Source organism: Bacillus sp. SRB_8, from assembly GCF_003264205.1.
Lineage (GTDB): Bacteria > Bacillota > Bacilli > Bacillales > Bacillaceae_G > Bacillus_A > Bacillus_A mycoides.
The window spans coordinates 280,729-300,529 of record NZ_NADT01000003.1 but is presented as its reverse complement, the minus strand read 5'-3'; the positions used below and the strand labels follow the sequence as shown (position 1 = coordinate 300,529).

Below are 19,801 nucleotides of genomic sequence, written 5' to 3'. Positions count from 1 at the left end.
TTCTTTCTAAAACTAGAATACGCTATAAATGTAAACTGAATGTAAACACACTTTTTTCTAATTTTACAAAATATACATATAAACTCATCTTTACAACAAGTATAAATATCTGATATTATTACCTGGTACTTATTATTATTCTATGTAAATTATAGACTACGCATAGAAAATATATAACTAATTTTATCAATTAGCTAATTTAAAACACTATATAAATCTCCAGCATTGAAAGGAGTATCCTTTTTGCAAACAAATAAACATTCCGAAAAGGAAACAATCATTTTTATTCATGGATTAGTTGGAAATCGCCGCGCCTTCAAAAAAGAGCATAAACGATTTTCTGCCTCCTACAACATTATAACTTATGATTTATTAGGTCACGGCGACGATAAAGGAGAAGCTATCGACTTTTCAATACAGCGCCTCGTAGATCAATTATTGAACTTGTATGAAAAAGAGGGAATTAAAAAGGCTCATATTTGTGCTCTAAGCTATGGCTGTTATATCTCTACGACATTTGCACAAATGCATCCAGAAAAAGTATTGAGTATTTGTCATATTGGTGGACATTATAATAACCCTTCCCGTTTATATAATGTTTTTCAGAATTTTTGGGAAAAACGTGGTGATGAATATTCATCTTGGCTTTCTCAGTATGCTAGTACTATTTTTCCAAGTGGAATACTAAGGGCAAATCCATTCGCTGTTATTTCACGAAATATTTATTACCGTTTCGGATTACAATTACACTCGTCCATTATTGCTGAGTCATTACGACACCGCTTAGAATTCGACTTAAAATCTAAATTAAAAGCACTTCCCCATCCTATATTATGGGTGATGGGAGAACATGATCATCTCTATAAATCTTGTCTCTTTGATTTGAAGTCCATTCTTCCGAACGTTTTATATAAAGAAATTCCATTAGCAGGTCATGCAGCAAACTTATTCCGTCCAAACTATTTTCATGATTTATATGCTAAGTTTTTGCATGGAAAATTGACATAAAGTGAAACTTTAATCAGCGGGGATTTGTCCATCCCCCGCTGATTATTATCCCGCAAATAGCAGGATAAATACTACTATACTGTTAGTTTATCCAACTATGAAAAAGGCTTCCCAAGTTTCCCTGGAAAGCCTTTTCTCTATACGAAAAGTATATAAAATACTTTTTCTTAGTATGCTTTTGTGTAACCTAATAGGTGCTTACTCCAGTAAGAGTTGCTTACAGAGCTAATGCGTACGCCAGTTGCGTCAGTTTCTGCACTGATGAACTGTCCATTACCTAAGTAAACGCCCATGTGAGAAGGACCTGATTTATAAGTATTTTGGAAGTATACTAAATCACCTGGTTGTGGACTGTTAGTCTTTGTTTTAGAGCTCCAGTATCCAGCAACTGTTTGACGAGCGCCTTTATGACCAGTTTGATTTAATACGTAGTGAATGAATCCACTGCAGTCAAAACCAGCAGGTGTTGTACCAGCAGTTCTGTATGGTGAACCATTTAAAGATTTAGCGAATCCAGCGATTGAAGATGTATCTCCACCTGTTGGTGCTGTTGGTTTTTGTACTTGGTTCGTACCTTGGTTCGTACCTTGGTTACCACCAGTAACTACATTGTTCACTCCGCCTTTTACAAACTTAACAAAGTCTGCACTTACGTAACCAGTGCGGCCATTATGGTTAATTTTATACCAACCATTTTCAGCGCCAGTAACGTTTAATACTGTACCATTTGTTACCCCACCAATTACAGGGTTATATGTAGCTGGACCTGTACGTACTTTTAAAGCACCTGTGTTAACAACATAAGATCCACCAGTTTGAACTGTAGTAGTATTGTTGTTGTTGTTTGTAGTTGGTTGCTGAGTTTCGTTAGATACAGCTGAACCACCTTTTGTTACGAAGTCTTTACTTACGTATCCAGTTCCACCATTGAAGTTAATTTTAAACCAATCTTGAACTTCACCTACAACTTGAACTGTTTTTCCTTTATTTACAGAACCTAAAACAGTATGAGATGCACTTGGGCCTGTACGTACGTTTAATGAAGAAACGTTTACTGTGTAAGTACCTGTTCCTTGCTGAACAGTAGTAGTAGTTCCTTTGTTGCCACCAGTTGTTACGAAGTCCCCACTTACATAACCTGTTTGACCGTTTACACTAACTTTGAACCAACCGTTTTCTTGTCCAATTACTTGAAGTACTTGACCTGATTTCACTTTAGAAATAACGTTATGTCCTGTACCAGCACCTGAACGTACATTTAATACATCAGCTGTTACTGTGTATTTTAATTCAGAAGTTGTTTCTACCGTTTTTGTTTCAGTTACAGTCGTTTGAGTTTGAGTTTGTCCATTAATTTCTTTTAGCGCATCATTTGAAACTTGTGCATGAGCAGAATCCATTCCAGGAACTGCTACACCTACTACAGATGCTGCTGCTAAACCTGCGATTACTTTTTTCATAAGTTGTCTTTACTTCCTTTCCCTACTATCCTCTTGAGAAAACTATAAACTTAGTACTTTACAATATTATCAAAGTAAAATATTCATCCAGTTCCATTTTTTAGCAAGAGTTTTATTTTTCACACATCGTTTATTTTAAACGATTGAAGTGAATTTAGTGTGAACTTCATGTGAACTTTATCATTAAACAGTGTGTTTTTGCAATGCTTTTTTCAAATTTCTTATGTATTTCATTGAAAATTCGACATTCCATTCATTATCTTAATATATATTTTTCTTTTGCTATCCACTTTAAAAAACTCTATTAATCTAATACAATGCAAAGAATGTATTTTCTAGTAAAGTCCCTTCCATGAAGCATACTCTTATCATGACAAAAAATGCTTTTTTTATCAATAGTATAATATTTTCAGAAAACTTTTTTTGATATTATCCATCGTTTTTAAAAGATTTGACGATTTGTAAGATTTAACTCCAAAAATTCTGTTCTAATTTGACGAAAATACACATTCCACTATCTATTTTTCACTATCCATGGAATTTTCAGGATATTTATATTATCATATATAAAGTAGGATTTTAATCCATACAAATTTTATTCACCCCACACTGAAACCAATCGAACTTTTACAGGTCGGTATTCTATACGTATCATTGAATTTTGATATGGAAGCCTTACTGCCCGCAAATAGTGAGATAAAAAAAGGAGATATATTTATGAAAAACATAATAGATGATCCTATAAATAAAAATATAGAACTGTGCTATGCTTTTTTTCAATTCGTTTCAATTATAACATTACAAAAAGTATCAACTATTGAAACACGTAAAAACAAATTAAAAAATCAGATGAAAAATTCCTACAAAAAAAATCCTTACTACTTATAAAAGGTGAACAGATTATATCTCTGTTCACCTTTTATTTTTTATTTTATTTGTAAATTTTCACACGAGTTTCTAATGGCTGATATTCTTTATCTCCTGCCGAAACTACCGGTTTACCAAATGGCATTTGCGCAGTTAACTTCCAGTTTTCAGGTACATCCCATTCTTTTTTTACTTCCTCATCAATCAACGGATTATAATGCTGTAGTGTAGCACCAAAACCTTCAATCTCTAATGCTGTCCAAATCGCAAATTGCAACATTCCAGAAGATTGCTGAGACCATGTAGGAAAATTATCTTTATATAGTGCAAAGTTCTCTTGCAAACTTTCTACTACTTTACTATCTTCGAAATACAAAACTGTTCCATAGCCACTTTTAAATGCATTCATTTTCTCTTCAGTAGGTGCAAAATTATTTTCAGGCACAATTTTTCGTAACGTTTCTTTCGTAACATTCCATAATTTGTCGTGTTGTTCACCTAGTAATACAACCACTCTTGCACTTTGAGAATTAAAAGCCGAAGGTGTATGTTTCACAGCATGATAAATCACTTCTTGAATTCTTTCATCAGAAACTACTTGCTCTTTACTAATCGCGTAAATAGATCTTCTGTCTTCAATTGCTGAGTAAAAATCTTTTGCCATTACAATTCCCTCCAATTTTCATTTGAGGCAGTATCATATGTACGAAGCATATAATGCCTCTCGAACTTATTATTAATAAGTTCTTAACTTAATAATATCAACAAACAAAAACAAACTCAAATGATATCACTTGAGTTTCCACTTCCTATACGTCAAAAAATAAAAAAACAGTTTATTGTCACCAAAATCAAGGTTCAATAAACTGTCTGTCTTATTTTTATAACAATCTAAATTACTTCTTTCTTCACCTAATTAAGCAATTGAAATGCATAGGACATTAATTTATTTGTTTCTGTAAAACGTTTTGTTTTACTTTTTGTCCCCATAACAACTGTAATAACACGATTATCGCCTTGTTTTGCAGTACCTGTAAAACAATACCCTGCGCTATCTGTAAACCCTGTTTTTAAACCGTCTATTCCTTCTATATATAAAGCTTTATTATTTTTGTTTAACATCTCATTTGTGTTTGTAACATTAATATTATTAAATGCTAACTGACTTTGACGTAAGTGAGTCACTTCTAATATCTCTGGGTAATCTTTTATAAGATGGTACGCTAATTTCGATACGTCAGCTGCTGTCATTTTCGTTTCACTTCCGTCGGGCTCCTGCAATCCGGAAGCATTCGCGAATTTAGCTTTATCTGACATTTCTAACTGCTTTGCTTTTTCATTCATAAGTTGAACAAAGTTTTTTTCTGTCTTAGCTACATGTTCCGCTAAAGCGACAGCCGAATTATTAGCCGATTCAATCATTAACGCATGATATAAGTCCTTAACAGTTAATGTATCATTTGCTTGCATCGGGATTTTTGCACCCTCTGTTTGTGCCGACTTTGCACTTATTTTCACTGGATCTTCCCAGTGGACTTTCCCATTATGTATACTCTCTAAAACGAGATATGCTGTCATCATTTTTGACATACTAGCAGGGGCAACAGCTTCATTTTCATTATTTTGATAAATAACTTCTCCATTACTCGCATCGATAATAATAGCTGCTTTTGCATCAATTTCTGGTGGTATATATTTTGGTGGAACTACTTTTTCAGATAGCCCTGTTTTAGGTAGCTCTGCCACTTGTAAAGGCTGAGTATCTACATTTGTTTCACTCTTTTGAACTCCTTGGAAAAAGAACCAACATATACCCAGAATTACTACTAACAGGATTGTTAATCTTCCCCATTTTAACCGCTTCATTCTAAAACTCCTTTAACAAACCTTTTATACACTCATGTTTAACCATAACAACAATTACTTTATATCGTCAAGGTAAAAAGCATATTTATTCATCTATAACAATTATAATTTCAACCTCGTTCTCTTTTTCATATGTGTTACACTAAAAACAACGAAATATAAGAATATTCAATTACATTTAAACACAAAAACACTATATAATAGAAAGGATTTATACAAATGATACTTCCAAAAGCATTAAAATATGGCGATACCATTGGCATCTACTCTCCCTCTTCACCAGTAACCTATACTTCTCCAAAGAGATTTGAGCGCGCAAAATTATACTTACAAAAGAAAGGATTTCATATATTAGAAGGTTCACTAACAGGTCAATATGATTATTATCGTTCCGGGAGCATTAAAGAGCGTGCTGAGGAATTAAATGACTTGATTAGAAACCCTAACGTCTCTTGTATCATGTCGACAATTGGGGGAATGAATTCAAATTCATTATTACCTTATATTGATTATGAGACTTTTCAAAAGAATCCTAAAATAATGATTGGCTATTCAGACACAACAGCATTATTACTAGGAATTTATGCAAAAACAGGAATTCCTACATTTTATGGTCCAGCACTTGTTCCTTCTTTTGGTGAATTTGAGCCTTTCGTAGATTGCACGTACAAATATTTTGCGGATACTTTATTAACTGATCAACACCTTCCTTACAACATAAACCAGCCGTTATTTTGGTCAGATGAATTTATTAATTGGGAAGAAAAAACGAAAGAAAAAGATCTTCGACCGAACAATTGGATTTCAGTAATTGGTGGGAAAGCTACTGGACGTATTATTGGTGGGCATTTAAATACTATACAAGGTATTTGGGGTAGCCCCTATATGCCACTTATTCAAGATGGTGACATTCTCTTTATTGAAGATAGCTCAAAAGATGCAGCTACTATCGAAAGAAGTTTTTCATTACTTAAAATTAACGGCGTTTTTGATAAAGTTTCAGGTATCATCCTTGGAAAACATGAGCAATTTGATGCTTGTGGTACAAATAGAAAACCTTACGAAATATTATTAGAAGTATTACAAAATCAAAAACTTCCTTTTCTAGCCGATTTTGACTGTTGTCATACTCATCCAATGATTACTTTGCCAATAGGTATTCAAGTAGAGATGGATGCAACAAATAAAACGATACAAATTATAGAACAGTGGAAAATCTAACTCTACTAGCTCTATTATTTTCAGCTCTAAAGCTACGCATTGCCTTCTATTGTTTTACATTAGAAGACATGATACTATATATTTTGGAATGTGAAGAAATAAACAAAAATCATTTCAATATGCCTTTTATATATAATAAGAAGCTATTGATTATATACATCGAGTTTACATACGTGTATATAAAGTAAAAGAGAGTGAATATATGAAACCAACTATTAAAAACTATGTATTTCTACATGTGGCCTTCTTGATATATTCTATCATTATGGTTTACATGAAATGGGCATCTCAATTCCCTATTGCATCAATTTCATTTTTTATTGCTTACTTCGGACTTGTTGTACTTTTATTCGGATATGCAATTCTATGGCAACAAGTCATTAAGAACTTTGAAATTTCTAGAGCATATTCACACCGTGGGATTATCATACTATGGTCAATGCTTTGGTCAGTATTCCTGTTTGGAGATACGATACAGTGGAATCACATACTTGGCGCAGCTATTATTATCGTCGGAATTGTGGTGGTGACAAAAGATGAATAGTTATATGTTATTATTGATATTTGGGATAATTTTAGCCAATTACTCACAAATATTATTAAAAAAGGCTACTTTACAACAATACGATTCTAGAATAAAAGAATATGTGAATCCTTATGTTATCATCGGCTACTTTTTATTTGTAATTAATGCCGGATTAAATGTGATCGCCTTAAAGGGCATGGCATTAAAGCAAGCATCTGCATTAGAATCATTAAGTTATATCATCATTTTAATTTTCAGTTGGTACTTCCTAGGGGAGAAAATCACGAAACGAAAAATCATTGGCAACATTATTATTATCATTGGTGTAATCATCTATTGTATACAATAACAAAAAGATCCGTTTATGATAAACGGATCTTTTTGTTATTGCCCTAAATTTTGAACCTTATCTTTCAAATCACGAACTTGTTCTATCGTCTGCATAAGCTCAGAGTTTTTAAACTGCTCTACATTCATTTTCCCTTCCTCTATCTTTGTCATAGATGTATCAATTAATGTATTTAACTTTTCATTATACCCGACGATTTGCTGGTGAAGATCCTTCGCTACATCTGGTGGTGTTAATTCATTAAAAGCTGGTATATCTTGTTTAATTTCAGTAAGTTTCGTTTCTAGTTCTTTCCGGGCTTCCCCATCATTAACGGCCTTTTCTGCTAATGCTGGCGCTTCATTTGCAAATGCACTTATTTCATTTACATAGTCTGTCGCTTTTTGAGCGTAATCTATGGAGTTCTTCCCTTCCTCTACTAGCGAACATCCCATCAAACCAATTGAAACTACAATTGAAAGTAACATTGTTTTTGTAAACTTCATTTTTACCTCCTAAATAATTGCCATACTTTTATTCATTTATAAACACTTTATTTTCTTCTTATACACTTTATCACATCGTATCTTATTTTTTTTAATCTTCCTCTTATACATTCTAGAAAAATCATTATTATCCTGTTCAACATGTACCTCGAAACTATCTTCATTTAAATATAAAAACAGACATACTTATTTTAAGTACGTCTGTTTTCCAGGTACGTATAACTCTCACTAATTAAAGTTTCTCTTTATCCTCTCACATGCCCTATTACTGTTATAATATCTATGTCTATATGTACACTAATAATATCTTCTATAATGTCCGTATATCCTTGACCTAAAGGTGTTCCGTAATGTAATAAAATTTCTTTTTTTTCATAAACTGACTTCGGTACTGTAAAAATAAATTTCCTCATATTCCGCTCATCAGCAGGCTCCAGTATTAAAACAATGCCATCCTCTTCAAACATATAATCACGCCTTCCAACAATCCATTCACTATGGCTCAAGTATTGCCTTGAAAGGATAGGTTTTAAACACCCTTTCTAACAATATATAACCATTTCATGATCAAATAGCTTATACGGCTTATATGATTTCACCACAAATATAAAAAAACACAAACCTTGAACTACCAAGAATTTGTGTTTTTTTGCATTTCATTCCTATATACCTTTATCAAGCTCATATAACCTACGATATTTCTCATTTTCTTTCAGTAGCTGTTCGTGACTACCTTGCATAGCGATTTGGCCACTATCAAGGAAAATAACTTCATCTACATGTTCAATTCCTACAAGATGATGTGTAATCCAAATAACAGTCTTTTCTTCTGTTGCAGAAAACATTGTTTCTATTAAGGCTAATTCCGTTTTAGGGTCTAAACCGATAGTTGGTTCATCAAGCACAATAATCGATGCTTCTTGCATAAGAGTTCTTGCAAATGCTACCCTTTGCCTTTCTCCGCCAGAAAACCTCTTTCCCATTTCATGCATTTTTGTTTGTAATCCATCAGGAAGAGAAGCAATGTGCGGCGCTAGCTGTGCTTTCTCTAAAGCTTTCCATATCTCTTCATCATTAGCCTCTGGTTTACCGATCCGCACATTATTTCCAATTGTCGTATCGAATAAATGTGGTTTTTGGTTTAATACAGAAATATATTTTGACAAAAAATCCGTATGAGCTTGTTCACCATTCAATATAACTTGCCCACTCACCGGACGTAGCGCACCAGTTAACAGTTTTAGTAAAGTAGATTTTCCTGTTCCACTTCTACCTAAAATAGCAATTTTCTTTCCTGCCTTTATTTGCAATGATACATCTTTTAATACAGGTTCATTACTATCCGGGTAATTATACGACACATTACTCAGTTCAATATCTACATGTTTTGATACAACGTATTCCTTATTTACAGGTAACTCCTTACCACCATCCAAAGTGCTCTCACTTTCTACGCCATTAAGCCGATGAGCAGATTCTACATAAGATGGAATTCGATCGATAGCATCTGATATAGGGATAAGCGCATTTGTCACAGATAATGTCATTAATACGAAAGCTGCGATAACTGTAGGTGCAATCTGTTCACTTGCCGCTGCATTTCCAGTCCATATAATCATTGAAATGACTACAATACCTACTGTTAAGTGAATGAGACTGTCTCGAATATGGTACCAGCGTTTCACTCTCTTTTCTGTCTTTAACAACTGGACATTTTGCGCTACATACTCATTAATAAATTCATCTTTTCTACCACTCGCCTGCCAATCAGATAACCCAAATACAGCATCTGTCAATTGTTGATACAAACGATTTCTTCCTCGCTTCAAAGCAACATGATGTCGTTTCATCAAAAGTAGTGATACGAATGGGAGAAGAAAAACAATAACAGCTAACATACAAGCTGCGATAAGTGCAAATACTAAGTCAAATGCACCTATAACAATTACGAAAATGCTATATACAACTAACGCTAATATACTAGGGAATATTGTACGTAAATATAGATTCTGTAAATGTTCTATATCATCAGACAATACACCTAGTACATCACCAGTTTGAAATCGAGAGCGTAAAAATAACGCCTGTGGTTCTACAATTCTATATAGTTTTGTTCTCATTTTTTCTAAAATTCGTAGAACGACGTCATGCCCTACTAAACGCTCTAAATAATGAAAGACAGCTTGCCCTATACTAAACGCACGCGTTGCAACTATAGGAACATATACAGCCATTACATTTTCTGGTCTGAGAGCAGATTTAGAAATTAAATAACCTGAAATGAAAAGTAGCATCGCACCTGAACTAACTCCAAGAAGCCCGAGGAAAATAGTCAACGTCATTCTACCTTTATTTTGCTGTATATAAGGTTTAATCCAATTACTCATCGCTCTCCCCTCTCTTCCCTATGAAAATGTAATGTCTCATTCTTTAAAAGTTCTTCATATGTTCCACTTTCTTTAATTTCCCCTTTATTTAAAATAAGAATATGATCCATTTTCTTCATCCAATGCAGACGATGCGTTGCAAGAAATACTAACTTACCTTCAAACAGACGTAACATCGATTGCTTTATTTCAAATTCAGTTTCAATATCAAGATGTGCTGTAGGTTCATCTAATAAAATGATTGGCTTTTTACTTAAAAGTGCACGTGCCATAGCGACACGTTGTTCTTGTCCGCCACTAAGCATACGTCCACCTTCTCCAATTCTTTCGTACATCCCATGTGGTAATGATGCAACGAGCGAACGAAGACCAATTTCATTAATAACTCTCTCAACTTCTTCATCAATTGTATTCGTTTCGTAGAAACAAATATTATCTTTTAATGAAAGCGGAAAAATATAAGGTTGCTGCGGAATATAAGCAATATTTTTTTGCCAATCTTCTCGAGTAGATTCACCAATTTCCACACCATTTACTAACATCTTCCCACCCGAAGGCGGTAGAAATCCTGCTAACACATCGATTAACGTTGATTTCCCTGCCCCACTTTCACCAATAATGCCTATAGCACCGTTACCTTGCCAAGTAAAATCAATTCCCTCTAATATAGCCTTTTCAGATTCATCATTATTTACTTTTACATCTTGTAATTTCAAACTACTAGAAGAATTCCATACTATATCTACATTTGAATCTTTCTTTTCTATTTCTTTTTGTTTCTGTAAAATTTCTTCTATTTGCTCCATTGCAAGTTGTCCATCTAATGTAGCATGATAATTCGCTCCAACTTGCTTAATCGGCAGAAAATATTCCGGCGCTAAAATTAAAATCGTAAGAGCTGGCAACAGTATAATTGTCCCATCTATTAACCGTATCCCTAATCCAACTGCTACAAATGCAATTGATAAACTCGTAAAGAAATCTAATGCAAAAGAAGAAAGAAAAGCAACTCGCAAAGTACGCATCGTTGCTTTTCTATATCGTTTACTTACTTTTTCAATCTTTCCTTCGTGCTGTTTACTTTTCCCTAAATACTTTAATGTTTCTAATCCTTTTAACGTATCTACAAAATGATTAGAAAGTACACGATATGTCTCATATTGGCTATCCGCCATTTTCTGCGCTGCTAATCCTAGAAGGATCATAAATATGATCACAATTGGAATCGTTACAACTAAAATGATTCCAGACTTAATGTCCAGTGTAAAAACATATAGAACAATTAGCCCTGGAACGATACTACTTCTAATCATTTTAGGAATTGTCAATTCAATATATGTTTTAAATTTCTCAATACCTTCTATCGATAAAGTAACCAGATGACCAGTCCCATTCGTTTGGACAAATCTCGGCCCTAACGTAAAATATGCTTCTATTAACTGTTTACGTAATGCAAATCCTGTTTTTTCAGCGAAACGCTCAACCAATATTTGCGATGTTCGCACTAACATTTGGCGTGCTGCAAACGTGATCCCAAAATAAACAGTTTCATTTAGCACAGCTTGCACTGTTTCTCCATGAAATAAAAATGTGATTGCTCGTGCTAAAAATACTGTCTGCGCAATGATGCTACACGCCTCTAAAATGCTAATAAGACTTAAAGTTACATATAAAACTCGGCTACCAGGATACGACGGAAGTCCTCTTTTTCTTTTCATTAGTACTCCAAATCTTTGTCTGACTTAACAGGTTGTCTAAATACATAGAAACTCCATATTTGACTACCGATAACAAACGGTAAAATAGCAAGAGAAAAATAGCTCATCAGTTTTAATGCATAAGGTCCTGATGCCGCATTATAAATTGTCAAATCATTTACCGCTCCTAATGAGCTAATCATGACACGCGGGAACATACCGATGAACACACTTGCACTTAACAAAATGATTGTTAAACTCGTCATAAAGAAAGCCCAACCATCTCTTCTTCTTTTATTTAATAAAGTAGAAACAAATAGCGCTACAAAAGCTCCAATTGGAACCATTAGCCACTCTGAACCATGTGCGGTGAAAATATCTGTTTTCCATAACCCTACAGCTGCAAAAACAAGAAGTGTTATTAATGCAAAAGGTGCAATCTTTGTCGCGGCAATACGTGCGCGTTCTCGTAATTTTCCTGTTGTACGTATAGTAAGGAATTGCAAACCATGAACAATACATAGAAGAAGAAACATAACTCCCCCAAGTAACGCAAATGGGTGAAGTAATTTCATAAATCCGCCTACCATATTTTTACTTCCATCAATTGGTACACCTGTCATAAAGTTCGCGATTGCAACTCCCCAAAGTATAGGAGGTAGCAAACTTCCAATAAACATGCCCCAATCCCAGAAACTCTTCCATTTATGATTTTCTATTTTCGCACGGAATTTAAAGGAAACACCTCTTATAATTAATGCAAGAAGCATAAACACAAATGGAATATAAAACCCACTAAATAAAGTTGCATACCAGTGCGGGAATGCCGCAAACATAGCGCCACCAGCACAAACAAGCCATACTTCATTTGCGTGCCAAAACGGCCCAATTGTATTTAAATATATACGTTTTTCCAAATCGTTTTTCCCTAAAAACCTTGAAACGATTCCTACACCAAAATCGAAACCTTCAAGTACAAAGAAGCCAACGAATAAGGTTGAGATAATTAGAAACCACAACTCATTAAGAGATAACATACTCTTCCTCCTTATCAAATGGATCATGGCTTTGATAATCCTTTTTCGTTTTCTTATTCGCATGTCCTTTAATGATACGAACGAATAAGTAAACAGTAATTCCTCCAACAATTAAATATAGTGATGTGAATGAAACAAGAGAGAATAATACTTCTCCAAATGAAACGTTTGGAGATACAGCATCTTCTGTTTTCATAACACCGAAGACAACCCAAGGCTGACGTCCCATTTCAGTCATAATCCAACCTACTGTATTACCGATAAACGGTAGTGCAATTGCATATACCATTATTTTTAAATACCAAGGGTTTTCAGTTAAGCGATCTTTTCTTGATAAGAACCAGCCGTACATTCCTAAAAGAAGCATGAATGTTCCACTCATTACCATCGCTCTAAAACTCCAGAACATAGTATGTACTGGCGGAATATAATCTCCAGGTCCATATTTTTCTTCATATTGTTTTTGAATTTGGTTCATCCCTTCAACTTGACCGCTAAATTTATCGTATGACAATAGACTTAGCATATAAGGGATTTGAATTTCAAACGAATTTTCTTTCTTCTCTGTATCAATTTTTGCAAATACTGTAAATGGCGCTGGATCCTCACTCGTATTCCATAATGCTTCAGCTGCTGCCATTTTCATCGGATGTGTCTTAATTAAATTTTGTGCTTGTGCATGACCGAAAAATAATACCAATGCAGTTGTAATTGTTCCAACAACGATAGAAACTCGGAACGATTTTTTAAACACCGCAGTTTCTTGACCTTTTGATATTTTCCATGCACTTACACCTGCAATAAAGAATGCACCAGTTGCAATTGCCGCTGTGATTGTATGTGGGAATTGCACCCATAATTGTGGATTTTGAATAATCGCCCAAAAATCATTCATCTGTGCACGTCCATCTGCTGCCATTTCATATCCTACTGGGGCATGCATAAATGCACTTGCAGTTAAAATCCAAAATGCTGATAACATTGTTCCTATTGAGAGGAGCCAAATACATAAAAGGTGAACTCGCTTCGGAAGTTTATCCTCACCGAATACCCATAAACCTAGGAATGTAGACTCAATGAAAAATGCTAATAAACCTTCAATTGCAAGTGATGGTCCGAAAACATCACCAACAAAACGTGAATACGTTGACCAGTTCATACCAAACTGAAATTCTTGTAAAATACCTGTTACAACACCTACCGCGAAGTTAACAAGGAATATTTGTGTCCAAAACTTTGTCATCTTTTTATAAATTTCTTGTCCCTTTACCACATACAACGTTTGCATTAACGCAATGATAAAAGCTAAACCTATAGACAGCGGAACGAAAAAGTAATGAAAAATCGTTGTTGATGCAAATTGTATTCGTGCCAATTCGAGCGTTTCCATGCTAAAGTCACTTCCTCCATATTTTTTTATATCGTAATATCGATTGAATTGTATGAATTCACTTCATAACGAACAATTCAATCATTTGGAAATACAAAAAGATAAATTCGTTTATGTACTTTCTGAAAATATAGATTGTCAGTTTTTTAGATAATTACAAAAGAACTTTCTTCATACGATTTACCTTTTCACTATTTCAGTAGTGTTTTATTCGTTAATCGAATTGTATAATATACTTACATAATAAATTCAGGTGATTTTTGACGTATTATTGACAGGATTTTGTCTGAAATATGTCTTTTGTAATTTTTTTGAATTAGATTTCTCACATTTTAAAAACGTACTTTTCAAACATACAACACACTCTTATATCAATTGTTATTATGTTTTTCTCTTCATACGCTTGACTTTCCCTTTGAAAAATGTCCTTGAACCAAACCTGAAAACACGTTAGATTTTTGTCAAGAGAAAAATGTATTTCCAAAATTCAAATCAACAATATTGTTATTCACAAATAGAAAAAAACTCCCCTTTCTCTAGACATAAAATTCGTTTTTTTGTCATTTTTCAAACTGACTAAATAAAAAAGTACCGAGAATAGATTATATTCCCGGTACTTTTTTCATTATTTCGTTGTATATTTTCTAACAGCCGGCATAATTTCAGTAGCAATTAATTCAATGTTTTTCTCAATCTTATCAAATGGTACACCGCCAAAATCAATCTGTGCCATAAAACGTTGCTGTCCAAATAATTCATATTGATAAAGCATTTTTTCAATAATTTGTTGCGGGCTACCAATCATTAACGCATCACGGTGATCTACTGCGTTAGTAAATTGTTGTTTTGGATACCCACCACCGCGTAGCGCAAGCATACCAGCATTAATATGAGGATAAAATTCACTAAGTGCATCTTGTGAATTTTCTGCTGTATAAAATAAACTTGTTGTCGCAATTGGTAATGTTGCTGGATCAAAACCACTTTGCTCAGCTGCTTCACGATATGCATCAACCGAAACTTTAAAATTAACAGCTGGGCCACCAAGTGTCGTAAGCATCATTGGTACACCTGCGCGTCCTGCCTTAATTGCACTAGCAGGTGGCCCTCCAACAGCACGCCAAATTGGCATATTGTTATTTTTAGCTCTCGGTATAATTGCCGCATGTTCAAGTGGCGTTCTAAACTGCCCTTTCCATGTTACACTTTCTTCTTTATTTATTTTTAATAAAAGATCCATCTTCTCTTCAAATAGTTCTTCATAATAATTTACATCGTAACCAAGTAAACTATATCCCCCAATACGAGATCCACGACCAGCAACGATTTCAGCACGACCATTAGAAATTAAATCAATTGTGGCAAAATCCTCATATACACGAACCGGATCTGACGTGCTTAATACTGTTGCAGAACTCGCGATTTTAATGTTTTTCGTAGCTTGTGCAATAGCTCCTAAAATAACTGTATGAGCTTGCGTTGTAAAATGCGCTTGATGACTTTCACCGACAGCAAACACATCAATTCCAGCTTCATCTGCTAACTTAGCTGTTTCAATTAGTTCATGAATTCTTTTTTCTGCACTTATTTTCGAACCATCATGCGGATTTAAAATATGATCTCCAATTGAATATAATCCAAATTCAATTCCCTTACTTGTATCAATACGGTATTTTTCCATAGTTGCTCTCTCCCTTTTAATAAAGCGGTATTAATTTCTCTTCAATCTCTTTTCTTCTCTCTTCTAAAAATGGTGGTAAATCCAGCTCTTTTCCTAATTCTTCAACTGTTGAATCTACTATAAATCCTGGTCCATCCGTCGCAATCTCAAATAAAATGCCATTTGACTCACGGAAATATAAACTTTTAAAATAAAAGCGATCGATAATCCCTGTTGATTGGAACCCTTTATCTTTCACCGCTTCATTCCAATAACTCAGTTCTTCATCATTTTTCACACGAATAGCTAAATGATGAATACTTCCTTTTCCTGGTCTTTCACTCTCTCCATCTTGCTGTTTCACCAAAATTTCTCCAAAAGATTGACCATCGATAGATTGATAAATCCCCTCATCGTCTGAACGAGATACTTCTTTATAACTAAACAAACCTGTTAATGTTTTTGATAATTTATTTAAACTGCGCACTGTCATTTCAACTGTTCCCATGCCTAAAATACGATGATTCTGCTCTACAGAAGATTCATCCCATGCAGTCCAATATTCAGGCACCTCTTCATCTTTATTATTTAACAGCACTAACCGTAGACCATCTGGATCTTCAAAGTGCAGTGCGTCTCTTCCGGCGTAAGTTGTAATTTCCCCATGCGCCACCTGGAGTGACTCAAAACGTCTCTTCCAAAATGTAAGACTTTCTATTGAAGGTACGAGCAAGCCTATTTGTGTTATTGCATTTGTACCACGGATTGTTCTACCTACATTCGGCATTTCAAAAAATGATAATTCAGTTCCGGCACTCCCTGTTAAATCACCATAAAACAAATGATACATAAATGGATTATCTTGATTGACTGTCTTTTTCACCCGGCGTAATCCTAAAACATCTCGATAAAAATTATTATTCGTTTTCGCATTTTTAGTCACCATAGAAATGTGGTGATGTCCTGGAATTGTATACATAAAACTTCCTCCTCTTTATCACTTGATTAGTCAATTGATTGAGTAAAAAAAATTACTCATTCGGTAATTCTTTTTTTTCACTATGCTTATGAACTTTTGACATCAACTCGTATAGTATTTTCTGCTCTTCTTCATTTAATACATCATCAAAAAATGATGATTGAAATGCAAGTTGCTCTGGCAATGCTCTTTCTAAAGCCGCTTCCCCTTGCTCTGTAAGACTAATTGTTTTCGTTTTCCAATCTTGTTTTCGTATAATATATCCTTCTTTTTCAAGACGTGTTAACATTCGAGAAATACCGCCTTGTGTAACGGTAACCTTTTCTGCTAACTCCATTTGTGTTAATGGCTGATAAGTCCGTATTTGCAAAAGCACATCAAATTGGGCTGTTGTTAAATCAAAACGTTTTAAAAACTCATTTGACATTTGATTACTTTGGTTCGTAAATCGTATTAAACGTAGCCATATTAACGATCCTATCGTATTTTCACGCATGTTTCATCACTTCCTAGCGTTGATCTTACTATCACTTTACCACTCAAGTGATAGTAATGCAAGTAGAAATATGTTAAAAATACCTCCCAAAATCATTATTCTTAACTTTCCATTTCATTCATTGCTATATTTAAAGCTGCCACAGCTTTTGGCCAACCAACGTAAAAAGCCATATGTGTTATTAATGCAACTAATTCATTCTCCATTATCCCATTTTGTTTAGCTAGCTTCAGATGAAATGGTAATTGTTCTGTATTACCAAGACTGATTAGTGCCGACAATGTACATAAGCTTCTTTCTCTTAATGTTAAAGCGGCATCCCGCCACACTTCCTCAAATAATATCTCTTCACTATAATGAGAAAATACAGGTGCTACTTCTCTCATTTTCTTTGGAATATAGAATTCAATTGGTTCATTCATCATTTTGCTCCCTTCATTTTTACCAATTGTGCCATCCCTTGACCAAATGACCAGTTTTCAGCAGCTATCTCATGTAATGTAATAAAAATGTCAGTAACTTTCACATTAGAACATGCTGAAATTTCAAAGGATATAGATTGATACAAACCTTTTTTCTGTTGCACTGTTCTTCCAGGTCCACATGTAATAGAAACATGAATCATATTCTCAGTTCTCATTTCTCCTCTTTCCAACAAATAATATGGATTATACAAAAATTGATTTTGTTGATAAGGTAAAAATATTTGAAAATAATCATTTTCAGGGATGTCGAAATGTTCAATTAATGAAAGATGGATACATTCACCTATCTTTTTCAACTCTTCTTTATTTAATATATCTTCATGATAATAAACGTTCACAAAAGGCATAGATTTTCATTCCTTTTTCTTAATTTAGCATTCAACAACATATCCTCGTGAAATATGTAAAATCTCATAAATAGTAACATCGTCCATTACATCTATTTCAGGCTTTTCCTTATAAAAACTGAATTGACTATATCCCCACTTATCCGGATTATAAACTATTACATTCCCTAAACATTTTTCTATGTTTTGCACATTTTCATTTACTTTATTTAATTGCGTCCCAATCAGCGATTTACTTTGAGAAATACTCCCTGCATATTCAACAGCATATCTACTTTTTCTAAAATCATTACTTAAATTAACAACTAATGGAACACCTATATTTATTTGTTGCCACCCAAACGATTGCAAAATATTATCGTAATACCCTTCAAAGATAAATTTATTCATCCCTTCATGACCATTCCAAATATATAAAGGTGCATAACAATTATGGAAACCCCCATCCTTACCTGCCTCAGCAATTAAATAAGCCTTAAAATTCAACCCTTGAAAACCATCCGTTTTATAACCATTCTTTTTCACCCTTTCTCTAATAGTCCCCATATCATAATCTTTTGGCAAAATGACCTTATATTGCATACCAATCATGTTTATCACTCACTTTCGATCTTATATATATAATGATAAACCGATGATCGGCTGACGTAAAATAGGTATAAATTATGTTTGATATCATTTATAATGATACCGTATAAGGGGCTGAAATGAATGGAAATAAATGATCTTATCATATTTAAAACTGTAGCTAACGAAGGATCTATTAGTAAAGCCGCTAAAGAGCTAGGCTATGTACAACCAAATGTAACTGAGCGAATCAAAAAATTAGAACAAGAATTAGAAACGCCTTTACTACATAGAGATAACAAAGGTGTCTCCCTGTTACCTTCTGGTGACATTTTATTAGACTACACGAATAAAATATTAGCTCTTTTAGAAGAAGCCAAAGATGAAATTAAAACAAGTGCATCTTCTTATGTAATAGCGACGTCACAATCTATTTTGACTAATTATTTAAGTATGCGTATTAAAGAAAATTTCAGGAATTATCAAATATATATAGAAAGTAGTAGCCATTTACAAAAACTACTACAGCAACAAAAAGTTGATATGGTCATAACTTATGAGGATTATCCCGACGCAGCGTTTAAAAAAGTATTCACCACTTCAATTTCTGTAGGTTTATTAAAAGCGAAAGAACAGTGTAACATTGACTTTTCAAAAGAACTTTTCTTTGTTAGTAACGATAAAAAGTGCCCTTTTAGAAATATGACAATACAATTTCTAAAAGAAAACAATCTATCTCAGCATCAACTTCAACAGTTAGATTCTTATTCGCTTATTGAAGAGTTTATTGTTGAGGGAAATGGGATAGCTTTTTTACCGATTAGAAATGATAAATTAGTTCCAGTTGAAAATGTCGCGGTTGAAAAACTACCTATTAACTTCTTTACAACTCGAGACTTAGATAAAGTGATTCCAGGTGAACTATTTAATTAATAAAGAGGCTACACTTGTCGTATTTTACGGGTAAATAGATA

At 33.9% G+C, this 19,801-nt stretch carries 21 protein-coding genes; 6 read left to right on the top strand and 15 right to left on the bottom strand.

Features of this window, described 5'->3' with window-relative positions; all coding sequences use genetic code 11:
• Positions 1-243: 243 nt before the first annotated feature.
• The gene (locus B5P40_RS01635) at positions 244-1,008 is read left to right on the top strand and encodes an alpha/beta fold hydrolase (protein ID WP_002135756.1); all 765 of its coding nucleotides are present in this window, start codon (positions 244-246) and stop codon (positions 1,006-1,008) included.
• Between the two features lie 167 nt (positions 1,009-1,175).
• Here the strand turns inward: B5P40_RS01635 and entFM are convergent, their stop codons facing one another.
• Complete coding sequence (gene entFM / locus B5P40_RS01630; RefSeq protein ID WP_113708740.1) at positions 1,176-2,468, bottom strand: enterotoxin EntFM; 1,293 nt, start codon at positions 2,466-2,468, stop codon at positions 1,176-1,178.
• A 717-nt stretch (positions 2,469-3,185) separates the two neighbouring features.
• On the opposite strand from entFM, the gene B5P40_RS01625 reads away from it, so the two are divergent.
• Positions 3,186-3,356: a DNA mismatch repair protein MutT gene (locus tag B5P40_RS01625; RefSeq protein WP_113708739.1), complete on the top strand. Its 171-nt coding sequence runs from the start codon at positions 3,186-3,188 to the stop codon at positions 3,354-3,356.
• A gap of 43 nt (positions 3,357-3,399) precedes the next feature.
• Here the strand turns inward: B5P40_RS01625 and B5P40_RS01620 are convergent, their stop codons facing one another.
• Complete coding sequence (locus B5P40_RS01620; RefSeq protein WP_002141347.1) at positions 3,400-3,999, bottom strand: nitroreductase family protein; 600 nt, start codon at positions 3,997-3,999, stop codon at positions 3,400-3,402.
• Between the two features lie 248 nt (positions 4,000-4,247).
• On the bottom strand, positions 4,248-5,201 hold the full coding sequence (locus B5P40_RS01615; RefSeq protein ID WP_002031349.1) for a D-alanyl-D-alanine carboxypeptidase family protein: 954 nt from the start codon (positions 5,199-5,201) through the stop codon (positions 4,248-4,250).
• A 219-nt stretch (positions 5,202-5,420) separates the two neighbouring features.
• Between B5P40_RS01615 and B5P40_RS01610 the strand changes: the two genes are divergently transcribed.
• The 3 genes from B5P40_RS01610 (at position 5,421) to B5P40_RS01600 (ending at position 7,297) form a co-directional block, all read left to right on the top strand.
• A complete protein-coding gene (locus B5P40_RS01610) occupies positions 5,421-6,422 on the top strand; it encodes a S66 family peptidase (protein WP_113708738.1) in 1,002 nt (333 codons plus the stop codon).
• A 202-nt stretch (positions 6,423-6,624) separates the two neighbouring features.
• On the top strand, positions 6,625-6,966 hold the full coding sequence (locus B5P40_RS01605; RefSeq protein ID WP_002086172.1) for an EamA family transporter: 342 nt from the start codon (positions 6,625-6,627) through the stop codon (positions 6,964-6,966).
• Positions 6,959-7,297, top strand: coding sequence for an EamA family transporter (locus tag B5P40_RS01600; protein WP_085310507.1), 339 nt, complete (start codon positions 6,959-6,961; stop codon positions 7,295-7,297). The genes B5P40_RS01605 and B5P40_RS01600 overlap by 8 nt, the downstream gene beginning before the upstream one ends.
• Before the next feature lie 35 nt (positions 7,298-7,332).
• Here the strand turns inward: B5P40_RS01600 and B5P40_RS01595 are convergent, their stop codons facing one another.
• From B5P40_RS01595 to B5P40_RS01540, 12 genes are all read right to left on the bottom strand, one after another.
• The gene (locus tag B5P40_RS01595) at positions 7,333-7,782 is read right to left on the bottom strand and encodes a DUF6376 family protein (RefSeq protein WP_002012340.1); all 450 of its coding nucleotides are present in this window, start codon (positions 7,780-7,782) and stop codon (positions 7,333-7,335) included.
• A gap of 245 nt (positions 7,783-8,027) precedes the next feature.
• Entirely contained in the window at positions 8,028-8,249 is a 222-nt protein-coding gene (locus B5P40_RS01590; protein WP_002031341.1) for a hypothetical protein, read from the bottom strand.
• A 195-nt stretch (positions 8,250-8,444) separates the two neighbouring features.
• The gene (gene cydC / locus B5P40_RS01585) at positions 8,445-10,169 is read right to left on the bottom strand and encodes a thiol reductant ABC exporter subunit CydC (protein WP_113708737.1); all 1,725 of its coding nucleotides are present in this window, start codon (positions 10,167-10,169) and stop codon (positions 8,445-8,447) included.
• The gene (gene cydD / locus B5P40_RS01580) at positions 10,166-11,887 is read right to left on the bottom strand and encodes a thiol reductant ABC exporter subunit CydD (RefSeq protein WP_113708736.1); all 1,722 of its coding nucleotides are present in this window, start codon (positions 11,885-11,887) and stop codon (positions 10,166-10,168) included. The genes cydC and cydD overlap by 4 nt, the downstream gene beginning before the upstream one ends.
• A complete protein-coding gene (cydB, locus tag B5P40_RS01575) occupies positions 11,887-12,903 on the bottom strand; it encodes a cytochrome d ubiquinol oxidase subunit II (RefSeq protein WP_002141342.1) in 1,017 nt (338 codons plus the stop codon). Before cydB ends, cydD begins: the two co-directional genes overlap by 1 nt.
• Positions 12,890-14,293 carry a cytochrome ubiquinol oxidase subunit I gene (gene cydA / locus B5P40_RS01570; protein WP_002012335.1) on the bottom strand — a complete coding sequence of 468 codons (1,404 nt, stop codon included), beginning with the start codon at positions 14,291-14,293 and terminating at the stop codon, positions 12,890-12,892. The genes cydB and cydA overlap by 14 nt, the downstream gene beginning before the upstream one ends.
• Positions 14,294-14,918: 625 nt before the next feature.
• The gene (locus B5P40_RS01565) at positions 14,919-15,974 is read right to left on the bottom strand and encodes an LLM class flavin-dependent oxidoreductase (RefSeq protein ID WP_002189275.1); all 1,056 of its coding nucleotides are present in this window, start codon (positions 15,972-15,974) and stop codon (positions 14,919-14,921) included.
• Positions 15,975-15,990: 16 nt separating this feature from the next.
• On the bottom strand, positions 15,991-16,932 hold the full coding sequence (locus B5P40_RS01560; RefSeq protein WP_002189274.1) for a ring-cleaving dioxygenase: 942 nt from the start codon (positions 16,930-16,932) through the stop codon (positions 15,991-15,993).
• A gap of 52 nt (positions 16,933-16,984) precedes the next feature.
• Entirely contained in the window at positions 16,985-17,428 is a 444-nt protein-coding gene (locus B5P40_RS01555; protein ID WP_002012331.1) for a MarR family winged helix-turn-helix transcriptional regulator, read from the bottom strand.
• A 101-nt stretch (positions 17,429-17,529) separates the two neighbouring features.
• Complete coding sequence (locus tag B5P40_RS01550; protein ID WP_033709001.1) at positions 17,530-17,853, bottom strand: carboxymuconolactone decarboxylase family protein; 324 nt, start codon at positions 17,851-17,853, stop codon at positions 17,530-17,532.
• Positions 17,850-18,260 carry a tautomerase family protein gene (locus B5P40_RS01545; protein ID WP_002031325.1) on the bottom strand — a complete coding sequence of 137 codons (411 nt, stop codon included), beginning with the start codon at positions 18,258-18,260 and terminating at the stop codon, positions 17,850-17,852. Before B5P40_RS01545 ends, B5P40_RS01550 begins: the two co-directional genes overlap by 4 nt.
• 24 nt (positions 18,261-18,284) lie before the next feature.
• On the bottom strand, positions 18,285-18,851 hold the full coding sequence (locus B5P40_RS01540) for a DUF4865 family protein (RefSeq protein ID WP_002012326.1): 567 nt from the start codon (positions 18,849-18,851) through the stop codon (positions 18,285-18,287).
• Between the two features lie 120 nt (positions 18,852-18,971).
• Between B5P40_RS01540 and B5P40_RS01535 the strand changes: the two genes are divergently transcribed.
• On the top strand, positions 18,972-19,760 hold the full coding sequence (locus B5P40_RS01535) for a LysR family transcriptional regulator (RefSeq protein ID WP_002031321.1): 789 nt from the start codon (positions 18,972-18,974) through the stop codon (positions 19,758-19,760).
• The last annotated feature ends 41 nt before the right edge of the window (positions 19,761-19,801 follow it).

Excerpts from the sequence above, each read along its gene's own strand:
- cydC (WP_113708737.1), bottom strand. The coding sequence starts at position 10,169 with ATGAGTAATTGGATTAAACCTTATATACAGCAAAATAAAGGTAGAATG.
- cydB (WP_002141342.1), bottom strand. The coding sequence starts at position 12,903 with ATGTTATCTCTTAATGAGTTGTGGTTTCTAATTATCTCAACCTTATTC.
- B5P40_RS01590 (WP_002031341.1), bottom strand. The coding sequence starts at position 8,249 with ATGTTTGAAGAGGATGGCATTGTTTTAATACTGGAGCCTGCTGATGAG.
- B5P40_RS01600 (WP_085310507.1), top strand. The coding sequence starts at position 6,959 with ATGAATAGTTATATGTTATTATTGATATTTGGGATAATTTTAGCCAAT.
- B5P40_RS01535 (WP_002031321.1), top strand. The coding sequence starts at position 18,972 with ATGGAAATAAATGATCTTATCATATTTAAAACTGTAGCTAACGAAGGA.
- B5P40_RS01625 (WP_113708739.1), top strand. The coding sequence starts at position 3,186 with ATGAAAAACATAATAGATGATCCTATAAATAAAAATATAGAACTGTGC.
- B5P40_RS01620 (WP_002141347.1), bottom strand. The coding sequence starts at position 3,999 with ATGGCAAAAGATTTTTACTCAGCAATTGAAGACAGAAGATCTATTTAC.
- cydA (WP_002012335.1), bottom strand. The coding sequence starts at position 14,293 with ATGGAAACGCTCGAATTGGCACGAATACAATTTGCATCAACAACGATT.
- B5P40_RS01555 (WP_002012331.1), bottom strand. The coding sequence starts at position 17,428 with ATGCGTGAAAATACGATAGGATCGTTAATATGGCTACGTTTAATACGA.
- entFM (WP_113708740.1), bottom strand. The coding sequence starts at position 2,468 with ATGAAAAAAGTAATCGCAGGTTTAGCAGCAGCATCTGTAGTAGGTGTA.
- B5P40_RS01610 (WP_113708738.1), top strand. The coding sequence starts at position 5,421 with ATGATACTTCCAAAAGCATTAAAATATGGCGATACCATTGGCATCTAC.
- B5P40_RS01605 (WP_002086172.1), top strand. The coding sequence starts at position 6,625 with ATGAAACCAACTATTAAAAACTATGTATTTCTACATGTGGCCTTCTTG.
- B5P40_RS01560 (WP_002189274.1), bottom strand. The coding sequence starts at position 16,932 with ATGTATACAATTCCAGGACATCACCACATTTCTATGGTGACTAAAAAT.
- B5P40_RS01565 (WP_002189275.1), bottom strand. The coding sequence starts at position 15,974 with ATGGAAAAATACCGTATTGATACAAGTAAGGGAATTGAATTTGGATTA.
- cydD (WP_113708736.1), bottom strand. The coding sequence starts at position 11,887 with ATGAAAAGAAAAAGAGGACTTCCGTCGTATCCTGGTAGCCGAGTTTTA.
- B5P40_RS01615 (WP_002031349.1), bottom strand. The coding sequence starts at position 5,201 with ATGAAGCGGTTAAAATGGGGAAGATTAACAATCCTGTTAGTAGTAATT.
- B5P40_RS01550 (WP_033709001.1), bottom strand. The coding sequence starts at position 17,853 with ATGATGAATGAACCAATTGAATTCTATATTCCAAAGAAAATGAGAGAA.
- B5P40_RS01545 (WP_002031325.1), bottom strand. The coding sequence starts at position 18,260 with ATGCCTTTTGTGAACGTTTATTATCATGAAGATATATTAAATAAAGAA.
- B5P40_RS01540 (WP_002012326.1), bottom strand. The coding sequence starts at position 18,851 with ATGATTGGTATGCAATATAAGGTCATTTTGCCAAAAGATTATGATATG.
- B5P40_RS01595 (WP_002012340.1), bottom strand. The coding sequence starts at position 7,782 with ATGAAGTTTACAAAAACAATGTTACTTTCAATTGTAGTTTCAATTGGT.